Origin of the sequence: Campylobacter concisus (assembly GCF_902460625.1) — a bacterium.
In the GTDB taxonomy this organism is placed as follows: domain Bacteria; phylum Campylobacterota; class Campylobacteria; order Campylobacterales; family Campylobacteraceae; genus Campylobacter_A; species Campylobacter_A concisus_AD.
Map to the genome: position 1 here is coordinate 1 of NZ_CABPUT010000028.1, position 1,461 is coordinate 1,461.

The window sequence follows — 1,461 nt, forward strand, 5'->3', positions numbered from 1 at the left end:
ATAGATATCAAGGGTGGAAACTTTACTATTACTGATGCTTTTCCTGATGGTAAGATATATGGTAATGGTGGAGATGATGAGATAAAAATACGTGATGGTGCTACAGCAAAAATCAAAGCTGATATGGGTGATGGTGTTGATACTTTAACAGTAAGCAATGCTACACTTAAAGATTCTACTGTTGATATGGGTAATGGCAACGATATAGTAAATATCAATACTGGAGCAACTATAGATAATGTTTCTATAAATACTGGTGCTGGTATAGGTACCGTTAATATCAATGCTGGAGCGACAGTGAAGAAGGTTGATATAACTACCGGAGCTGAGAATGATATAGTAAATATCAACAGTGATATCACTGCACCAGCGACTACACCGGCTACTCAGTCAAATATCAGAACCGGTGCTGGCTCTGACGAGGTTAATATAGCTAGCGGGGTAACGCTCACTCGTACAGTTGTAGAGATGGGTGCTGGAGAGGATACTATAGAGCTTAAGGGTAACAGCGCCACTGACCGCATAACGTTTAAGGGATCTACTTTGTATACTGATGATGCAGGATACCTTGCTAATGACGTGGATCATGTAACGATATCAAATACTACCTTTATGAAAAGTGATGATGGTAGATTGTCTAGCGTACTAACCGGTGGTGGAGATGATGTGATTACAGTAAAAGATGGAACTTTATTCCAAGATTTCTCTTATATAGCTGCTGGAAATGGTAAGGATACTATAACTTTAGAAAGTGGTGCTAAATTTGATCAAGCTAGTGTGCGTGCAGATGCTGGCGACGATACAATAAATGTCAATGGAGCGGAATTCCAAGGTCAAAATGGTAATCCTAATGCTGGTATACATGGTGGAGATGGCAATGATCAAATTTTCGTCAACTCTGGAACATTTAATAATGCAGTAATAAACGGCGATGCAGGTAACGATCTTATCTCAGTCAAACAAGGTGTAAGCCTAAATAATACAACTATCGATGGCGGAGCTGGATATGATACATTAAAAGTTGCTGATGATAGTTTAGACTTTAGCAAAGTTAAGAACATTGAAAAACTAGATCTAACTGAAGGCAACCACAACATAAATCTATCAGCCAAAGAAGTTCTAGATATGACTGATAATAACAATAAGCTAAGAATAGGTGGTGATAGTAACGATAACCTTGATCTTGTGAGCAAGGGTTGGGTTGCTTCAGGCACTACAACTACTGATGAAAATGGTATTAACTACAATGTTTATACTAACATAGAGGGTGGAAAAACTGTAACTCTAGAAGTCCAAGACCAAGTACACGTATTTTAATATTTAGCTAACTAATCCCAAAGGATTTTTCCTTTGGGATATTTTTATTTTATAAATTTCTATTTTAATTACATTAAAACTCAAATTTAACTAGCAAATTTAATATTTTTATCCAATACATATCCAAAATTAGCACCAAAGTAC

At 36.6% G+C, this 1,461-nt stretch carries 1 protein-coding gene; it reads left to right on the forward strand.

Annotation, left to right across the window (positions count from 1 at the left end; all coding sequences use genetic code 11):
- The first annotated feature begins 186 nt into the window (after positions 1 to 186).
- Positions 187 to 1,317, forward strand: coding sequence for a hypothetical protein (locus F3G69_RS09180; protein WP_188115364.1), 1,131 nt, complete (start codon positions 187 to 189; stop codon positions 1,315 to 1,317).
- Positions 1,318 to 1,461: the final 144 nt, after the last annotated feature.

What these genes read in the sequence shown, in the direction of transcription:
- F3G69_RS09180 (WP_188115364.1), top strand. Translation starts at nt 187, where the DNA reads ATGGGTAATGGCAACGATATAGTAAATATCAATACTGGAGCAACTATA.